This is a genomic window from Chryseobacterium sp. HNCC26DJ241, assembly GCF_057180505.1.
Genome location: NZ_JBXUGL010000059.1, coordinates 1 through 8,175, shown reverse-complemented (window position 1 = coordinate 8,175; position 8,175 = coordinate 1). Strand labels below are relative to the sequence as shown.

The following is an 8,175-nucleotide window of genomic DNA, read 5'->3' as shown; positions in this document are numbered from 1 at the left end:
TTTGTTTTTTCGTAAGGATAATACTTTTTATAATTTTAAGTAATGATTCTGCATTTTTATTTAGTTCATTAAATTGATGTTCTGAAATATATTCAGATGCAAATAATAATTCTAGCCAATAAATAGATTCATCACATTCTTTTTGTGCAATTGCATTCTTATGAATAAAATCCATAGATGATTGTGCATTTTTTGCTTCTCTCAGATTTGCACCAATAGAAGTTCCAGAACGTAATAATTGTTTGCTCATCACAAATTCTTTCTTTTCAGAAACTAAAAATTTATATATACTAATAATATCTAACGCAAACTGAAAACTTAACTCACGCACAATATCAGCCATAAATCAAAAATTTTTATAAATTCTAAAATCATATTTCATACTCCAGACCTCAAACTTCTTCCTTCATACTCCATTCTCCAAACTCCAAACTTCATACTTCATACTCCAAACTTCATACTCCTAAAACAATCTTTCCGCAAAATCCTCAATTTTACTTACTTCTTCAATTTTTATGGCAAATTTTCTTTTTGGAATTTTATTCAGATTGGAAACAAAAATCTTTTCGTAGCCCAATTTCTCGGCTTCTGAAATTCTCTGTTCGATCTGAGCAACAGGACGAATTTCACCGCTCAAACCAATTTCTCCAGCAAAACAAAAATGTTCGGAAATGGCAATATCTTCATTGCTTGATAAAATAGAAGCAACGACCGCTAAATCTAAAGCCGGATCATCCGTTTTTATTCCACCCGTTATATTCAGGAAAACATCTTTTGCACCCAACTGAAAACCTGCTCTTTTTTCCAAAACAGCCAAAAGCATATTCAATCTTTTTGCATCAAAGCCGGTTGAACTTCTTTGTGGAGTTCCATAAACTGCGGTACTTACCAAAGCCTGAATTTCTAAAAGCATTGGTCGGTTTCCTTCTAAAGTTACAGCAACAGAATTTCCGGAAAGCTCTTCAAATTTTTTAGTGATTAAAATTTCTGAAGGATTTTTAATTTCTTTCAAACCTTGTGAAATCATTTCATAAATACCAATTTCCGAAGTAGAACCAAAACGGTTTTTATTGGCTCTCAATAATCGGAAAAGGTGATTTCTGTCTCCGTCAAAATTCAGAACCACATCTACCATGTGTTCCAAAACTTTCGGACCTGCAATTTGTCCGTCTTTTGTAATGTGTCCCACCAAAAAAACGGGAACGCTATTTTCTTTAGCATATTTTATAATTTCATTGGAACATTCGCGGATTTGGGAGACCGTTCCGGGAGAACTTTCAATAAGTTGAGATTGCAACGTTTGTATAGAGTCTATAATCACAAAATCAGGTTCCAGCTTTTTTGCTTCGTGAAGGATTTTTTCCAAAGCTGTTTCAGTAAAAAGAAAACAATTCGGATTCTGGATTTCCGTTAGACGATCGGCTCTCATCTTAATTTGTGAAGCACTTTCTTCTCCGGAAACATACAGAATTTTTTTCTTCATCTTCAAAGCCAATTGAAGCAAAAGTGTAGACTTTCCAATTCCAGGTTCACCACCAATTAAGGTAACGGAGCCTAAAACAATCCCACCTCCCAAAACACGATTCAATTCTTCCGAAGGTGTTTTTATTCTCGGTTCTTCATTGGTTTCAACTTCTATAATGTTGATGATGTGCTGCTTTGATTTTGAGGAAGGAAAACTTTTGTGAGAAGTTTTTTCTACAATTTCTTCTACTAAAGTATTCCATTGTCCACAGTTTTTACATTGCCCCATCCATTGGGAATATTGTGTTCCACAATTCTGACAGAAATATGCTGTTTTAAGTTTTGCCATACTGCGAAGTTCACGAAAATTTTTGAAATTTACTACAAAATAATAGTCTGCTACTTATTTTCCTCTATTCCAAAATCCTTCATCAGTTCTAAACCATAATTTCGCAATGCATCAATTATAGTTACAGCTTTTAATCCACGTTCCGTAATTCGGTATTCTGTTCTTGGTGGCACTTCCGGAAAAATTTCTTTCGTGATGAAACCATCTTCGGTAAGCTCTTTCAATACTTTGGATAACATTCTATCCGAAATATGTTGAATGCTGTTTGCCAATTCCGTATATCGACAGGCTTTATCTTTTAAACGCCATAAAATGGGCATTTTGTAGACACCTCCAATTTTACTCATTGCAAATTCTATAGGATTATGATAAAGGTGTTTGTCTGAAATAAAATCGGGCATGCTTACAATAATGTTAGTTTCTTACAAAGATAACCATTATTAACTTTTGTAGGCTTTCAAAATTAATTTTGTGCTAATAATTCAACAACTCGCAATTTTGTGGGTCTTTTTTGTTCAGGAATTTTGTACGATTGATATTTCAAAATTTTCATCCAGATTCAATACTCCTTCCAAGATTCCATCCGGATGTTCCGTAAAACCTTTGATTTTAGTCGTTTTTCCTTTTAAAACCAAATCCTGAATTTGCTTTTCCGAAAGTTTCTTCCCAAAAACGATGAATGAAATTTTGAAACCACAATTTTTAAAATTTGAACAACCTACAGCTGTTTTTCCTTTTATTAAATGATGATTTTTACATTTCGGACATTGAGTTTCTTCCCAAATGATTTCGGTTTTTGTTCTTGGTTTTCGTTCTTTTTCAGGTGTTTCCTGTTTTTCTTCGTAAAGAGAAATGGTCTTTCCTTTTCTGTCGATTACTTTTTTGGTAAGCGTTTTCACCATTTCAATCAATTCTTCTTTAAACTGATTGGCTTCGTATTCTCCACTTTCAATTTTTCTGAGTTTGAATTCCCATTCTCCGGTTAGTTCGGGACTTTTCAGAAGTTCATCTTCAATAGTATCAATAAGATCGATTCCTGTGGAAGTTGCAACAAGATTTTTTTTCTTTTTTTCAATATATTTTCGTTTGAAAAGCGTTTCGATAATATTTGCTCTTGTAGAAGGACGCCCAATTCCGTTATTTTTCAGCATTTCGCGAAGTTCTTCATCTTCCACTTGTTTTCCTGCGGTTTCCATTGCTCGAAGCAAAGTTGCTTCTGTATAAGGTTTCGGTGGCGAAGTTTTTCCTTGATGAATAAAAGGATCATGCTCTCCTTTTTCACCAACTGTAAATTCAGGAATATTCTGTTCTTCATCTTTTTCCGATTTTTCGGAATTATCTTTCTGATCTTTTGCATAAACTATTCTCCAACCCGGTTCCAGAATTTGTTTCCCTGTTGCTTTGAAAGGAATTGTACCCACCTGTCCTTCCACCAAAGTATTGGAAATTTTACATTCAGGATAAAAAACAGCGATAAATCGCCTCGCTACCAAATCATAAATCAGTTTTTCTTCACGGCTCAAATTTTTGGAAGGTGGAATTTCTGTCGGAATAATAGCGTGATGATCCGTAACTTTAGAATCATCGAAAACGGTTTTCGATTTCGGAATCGGCTGTGAAAGCAAAGACGAAGTCAGTTCCGAATAGAAATTCATCGTTTGTAAAATTCCTGCAATTTTCGGATGAAGATTTTCAGAAAGATAAGTAGTATCAACTCTTGGATAAGTGGTGTGTTTTTTTTCGTATAAACTTTGGATGTATTTCAAAGTATTTTCCGCAGAAAAACCAAATTTTTTATTGGCTTCTACTTGAAGTCCCGTCAAATCAAACAATCTTGGATTTTTCTCTTTCCCTTCTTTAATTTCAAAAGAGATAATTTCAAAAAGATTTTGTTTCAAATACTCTAAACCTTTTTCGGCTCTTTCTTTGGATTTTAGTCTGTCAATTGCCGCACTGAAAATCACTTCACGATATTTCGTTTTCAGTTCCCAATATTCTTCCGAAGTGAAAGCATTGATCTCTTTTTGTCTCTGAACGAGCATTGCCAAAGTCGGAGTTTGCACTCTTCCAATCGACAAAACAGCTTTATTTCCACCAAATTTTTTAGTAAACAACCGAGTTGCATTGATTCCCAAAAGCCAATCTCCGATTGCTCTTGCATTTCCTGCCAAATAGAGATTTTGATATTCTTCCGCAGATTTTAAATTCGCAAAACCTTCCTTGATTGCATCTTCCGTTAATGAAGAAATCCAGAGACGTTTCATTGGTTTGTTACATTTTGCTTTTTGCAAAACCCACCGCTGAATCAATTCTCCTTCCTGTCCTGCATCACCACAATTAATGACCTCTTCACAATCCTGAACCAATTTTTCAATAATTTTGAATTGCTTTTCTACTCCATTGTTCGGAATGAGTTTTATTCCAAAATTTTGGGGAATAATGGGAAGGAAAATCAAATCCCAAGATTTGTAATGTGGACTGTAATCATGTGGTTCTTTCAGTGTGCAAAGATGTCCGAACGTCCATGTTACCCAATATCCATTTCCTTCAAAATATCCTTGCATTGCTGTATTTGCGCCTAATACTTTTGCAATATCACGCGCAACAGATGGCTTTTCGGCAATGCAGAGTTTCATTGGAATTTTAAAAAATTTGAGGAGTGCAAATTTGCGGAAATTTAAGTGAATAAAAAATGTAATTGCAAGAAATAAATTTTGATAATTTTACACAAAAATGCAACAACCTTCTAAAGATCCTTTACACGGAAAAAGACTCGATACTATTTTGGAAGAATTGGTCGATTATTATAACGGTTTTGAAGAACTTGGAAAACAAATCAAGATCAAATGCTTTACAGATAATCCGAGCATTAATTCTTCATTAAAATTTCTGAGAAAAACCGATTGGGCAAGAGCAAAAGTGGAAAGTCTGTATCTGTATGTTTTGAGACAGAAAAAGAAAAAATCCAGCTAAAAAAACGCTTCGATAGCCTCCAGTCTGACAAATCTAATACTAACCGTTGTCAGACTGGAGGCTATCGAAGCCTTCTATTCCAAAAATTTCCCTGAAACATAATACCATTTTTTATCGAGTTTCTTGAATTTTGAAAATTCGTGGTGAATTTGAGAATTACCTTGCTCATCAGTATAATACGCTTTGAATTCCACTTCATTTTCTGTAGATTTTATGATTTCCAGTTTTGTCCACTGATTGATTTCCCCCCAAAGTTGTAAATCTTTTTCATTGTGAAATTTCCGTTTGCTGGGAAGTGTCGTTTCCATCAGATATTTTCCGCTCGGAATTGCAAAAGCAGAAAAACGGGAACGCATCAATTTTTCGACAGTTGGAGCAAATTTTTCCTTGCTGTGATAAGGTTTACAGCAATCTTCATAATCTTTTCCGGAACAACAGGGACAATTCATTTTCTTTTTTTAAAACTTTGTCAAAGATTCTGAACTTTGACAAAGTACATTTATCCAAACGCTCTTTTTAATAAACTCTCCACTTTTGGCTCTCTTCCTCTGAAATTTTTATACAGTTCCATCGGATCTTTTGTTCCACCGGAAGAAAGAAGGATTTTGTATTTTGCTGCAATTTCCGGATTAAAAATTCCATTTTCCTTGAAATAATAAAAAGCATCGGCATCCAAAACTTCCGCCCATTTATACGAATAATATCCTGCCGAATATCCTCCTTGAAAAATATGGGAAAAACTTGGTGAAGCGGCTGTTTCAGGATTTGATGGATAAAGATTTGTGGCTTTTGTTTCCTCCACTTCAAAGGTTTTAATATCCGAAACTTTGTCCGATTTTGTATGATACGCCATATCCAAAAGTCCGAAACCAAGCTGTCTCAACGTTTGGTATCCTTCCATAAAATTTTTAGATTGCTCTATTTTCTCTATTTTTTCATCCGGCAAAACTTCCCCTGTTTGATAATGTTTTGCAAACGTTTTCAGGAATTCTGGTTCGTAGCAATAATTTTCCAAAAATTGTGAAGGAAGCTCTACAAAATCCCATTTTACTGAAGTTCCTGAAAGATTCGGATATTGTGTATCGGCTAAAATTCCATGCAAAGCATGACCAAATTCATGGAAAAGTGTTGTTACTTCCTGAAAAGTCAATAAACTTGGAGTGTCCGAAGTTGGTTTTGTAAAATTGCAAACCACAGAAATATGCGGTCTAGAATTTTCTCCGTCTTTTTTATACTGATTTTTATAGCTCGTCATCCAAGCTCCTGCTCTTTTTCCTTTTCTCGGGTGATAATCTGCGTAAAGCAGCGCTTTGAATTTTGAGTTTCGGGTTTCTGGTTTCGAGTTTTGAACTTCGTCAGAATTTGAAACATCGGATCTCGAATCTCGAATCTCGAAACTTTCAGAGACTTCATACGTTTTTACATCAGGGTGGTATTTTTGAACAGTATCAATTTCCTTAAACTCCAATCCAAATAATTTTTCGGCTAATCCAAAAACCGCTTCCTGCACTTTTTCCAATTGAAAATACGGCTTCAATTCTTCATCATTGAAATCAAATTTTTCTTTACGAAGTTTTTCCGCATAATATGCATGATCGTAGCTTTGGATTTCTTCAATTCCGTCTGCTTTTGCCAATAGTTTTAATTCTTCGATTTCTTTTTGTGCATAAGGTGTAGCTTTTTCCAGAAGTTCATTCAAAAATTCAAAAACTTTTGCCGGAGATTGCGCCATTCTTTCTTCCAAAACATAATCTGCATAATTTTTATAACCTAATAATTCTGCCTTTTCTTGGCGAAGTTTTACAATTTCTTTAATCAGATTTTGGTTGTCCAATTCTCCCCCATCAAAAGATTTTTTTCCGTTGGCTAAAGCCAATTCTTTACGAAGTTCACGATTTTTGGCATAGGTCATAAAAGGAAGATAGCTTGGATATTGCAATGTTACGACATAACCTTCCAGATTTTTTTCTTTCGCTTCTTCTGCATATTGTTGTTGGATTGCTTCCGGAATTCCGTCCAAATCTTCTTTATTGGTAATATGTTTAAAATATTGATTGGTAGAAGCCAAAACATTTTGCCCGAACTGAAGAGATTTTATAGACAAATCCATATTGATCTTTTCAAGTTTCTTTTTATCTTCTTCATTCAAAAGTGCACCGCTTCGTACAAAACCTTTGTATGTTTCTTTTAAAAGCGTTTGCTGTTCTTCATTCAGATTTAGATTATCTTTTTCATCATATACTTTTTTGATTCTCTGAAAAAGTGTTGAATTTTGTGAAATTTTAGATGAAAATTCTGTAAGAAGCGGAGAAACTTCCTGTGCAATTTTTTGGATTTCATCGTTGGTTTCCGCTGAATTAAGATTGAAAAAAATATTGGAAACCCTATCCAATTGTTCTCCTGAAAAAGCCATCGCTTCAATGGTATTGGAAAATGTAGGTTCGGCAGGATTATTCACAATTTCATCAATTTCTTTTTCAGAAATTTTGATAAGTTCTTTAAATGCAGGAAGATAATATTCTTCTTTAATTTCTTGAAATGGTGCAGATTGATATAATGTTTTAAAATTTTCAGTTAAAATATTCATTATTTAATTTTTAAATGTGTAAATTTAATGATTTGTATTGGTTTGGGTTCAGGTTTTTCAAATATAATGCCCAATTAAAAATGTGACAAAAATGTAGTTTAAATGTTTGACAAATTTGCATTTGAAAAGTTTCAGTTGCATTTAGAATAATTAATTTACAGATAACAACTAAACTTAATAATTTATAAACATCATGAAAAAAATTTTAAAATTCTTAGGCATTCTTGTTTTGCTTATTGTTCTGTATGCTGTGATTGCTATGTTGTTTTTCGGCAACAATTATCATTATGAAAAATCAATGGTTATCAATGCTCCGAAAGAAAAAATATGGCAAAACATCAGTTCAACGAAAGCCTTCAATCAATGGAATCCTTGGATGAAACTGGATCCGAATATGAAAATTACCTATTCAGGAACTGAAGGACAAGTGGGTGACAAATATTGTTGGGACAGTAAAAATAACGATGCAGGTGCAGGTTGCCAGGAAATAAAAGAATTGGTTGTAAATCAAAAACAGAAAACAGAAATGATCTTCGAAAGACCATTTGCAGGACAAGCAACTTCCGAAATACTTCTTTCTCCTGAAGGAAATTCTACAAAAGTAACATGGACAATGGATACAGAACAGGATGCGATGATGAAAGTAATGAGACCTATTATGGATTATAACATGGGAAAATCGTATCAAGAAGGCTTGGAAAAACTGAAAGAAATTTCTGAAAAATAGTAAAATAATTCAAAAAACTGATACTGCCCTTTCAATACTCATTGAAAGGGTATTCTTTTTGTTTACGAATCTCAT

Annotated in this window: 8 protein-coding genes; 2 read left to right on the top strand and 6 right to left on the bottom strand. The window is 33.8% G+C overall.

Annotated elements, in window-relative coordinates; all coding sequences use genetic code 11:
• The 4 genes from AC2A1C_RS15525 to AC2A1C_RS15510 all read right to left on the bottom strand — a co-directional run.
• A partial coding sequence (locus AC2A1C_RS15525; RefSeq protein WP_484026834.1) for a four helix bundle protein occupies positions 1-343 on the bottom strand: 343 nt, incomplete at its 3' end.
• A gap of 120 nt (positions 344-463) precedes the next feature.
• Positions 464-1,813 (bottom strand): DNA repair protein RadA, encoded by a 1,350-nt coding sequence (radA, locus tag AC2A1C_RS15520; RefSeq protein WP_484026833.1) that lies wholly within the window; start codon positions 1,811-1,813, stop codon positions 464-466.
• A 50-nt stretch (positions 1,814-1,863) separates the two neighbouring features.
• Entirely contained in the window at positions 1,864-2,214 is a 351-nt protein-coding gene (locus AC2A1C_RS15515) for a winged helix-turn-helix transcriptional regulator (RefSeq protein WP_484026832.1), read from the bottom strand.
• A gap of 114 nt (positions 2,215-2,328) precedes the next feature.
• On the bottom strand, positions 2,329-4,449 hold the full coding sequence (locus AC2A1C_RS15510) for a type IA DNA topoisomerase (protein WP_484026831.1): 2,121 nt from the start codon (positions 4,447-4,449) through the stop codon (positions 2,329-2,331).
• Positions 4,450-4,546: 97 nt separating this feature from the next.
• On the opposite strand from AC2A1C_RS15510, the gene AC2A1C_RS15505 reads away from it, so the two are divergent.
• Positions 4,547-4,786 carry a VF530 family protein gene (locus tag AC2A1C_RS15505; protein WP_484026829.1) on the top strand — a complete coding sequence of 80 codons (240 nt, stop codon included), beginning with the start codon at positions 4,547-4,549 and terminating at the stop codon, positions 4,784-4,786.
• Between the two features lie 74 nt (positions 4,787-4,860).
• Here the strand turns inward: AC2A1C_RS15505 and AC2A1C_RS15500 are convergent, their stop codons facing one another.
• Together AC2A1C_RS15500 and AC2A1C_RS15495 are read right to left on the bottom strand one after the other, a co-directional pair.
• Complete coding sequence (locus AC2A1C_RS15500) at positions 4,861-5,235, bottom strand: YchJ family protein (protein ID WP_484026828.1); 375 nt, start codon at positions 5,233-5,235, stop codon at positions 4,861-4,863.
• Positions 5,236-5,285: 50 nt separating this feature from the next.
• On the bottom strand, positions 5,286-7,373 hold the full coding sequence (locus tag AC2A1C_RS15495; protein ID WP_484026826.1) for a M3 family metallopeptidase: 2,088 nt from the start codon (positions 7,371-7,373) through the stop codon (positions 5,286-5,288).
• A gap of 193 nt (positions 7,374-7,566) precedes the next feature.
• Between AC2A1C_RS15495 and AC2A1C_RS15490 the strand changes: the two genes are divergently transcribed.
• The gene (locus tag AC2A1C_RS15490; RefSeq protein WP_484026825.1) at positions 7,567-8,100 is read left to right on the top strand and encodes an SRPBCC family protein; all 534 of its coding nucleotides are present in this window, start codon (positions 7,567-7,569) and stop codon (positions 8,098-8,100) included.
• Positions 8,101-8,175: the final 75 nt, after the last annotated feature.

Excerpts from the sequence above, each read along its gene's own strand:
- AC2A1C_RS15505 (WP_484026829.1), top strand. The coding sequence starts at position 4,547 with ATGCAACAACCTTCTAAAGATCCTTTACACGGAAAAAGACTCGATACT.
- AC2A1C_RS15490 (WP_484026825.1), top strand. The coding sequence starts at position 7,567 with ATGAAAAAAATTTTAAAATTCTTAGGCATTCTTGTTTTGCTTATTGTT.
- AC2A1C_RS15515 (WP_484026832.1), bottom strand. The coding sequence starts at position 2,214 with ATGCCCGATTTTATTTCAGACAAACACCTTTATCATAATCCTATAGAA.
- radA (WP_484026833.1), bottom strand. The coding sequence starts at position 1,813 with ATGGCAAAACTTAAAACAGCATATTTCTGTCAGAATTGTGGAACACAA.
- AC2A1C_RS15500 (WP_484026828.1), bottom strand. The coding sequence starts at position 5,235 with ATGAATTGTCCCTGTTGTTCCGGAAAAGATTATGAAGATTGCTGTAAA.
- AC2A1C_RS15495 (WP_484026826.1), bottom strand. The coding sequence starts at position 7,373 with ATGAATATTTTAACTGAAAATTTTAAAACATTATATCAATCTGCACCA.
- AC2A1C_RS15510 (WP_484026831.1), bottom strand. The coding sequence starts at position 4,449 with ATGAAACTCTGCATTGCCGAAAAGCCATCTGTTGCGCGTGATATTGCA.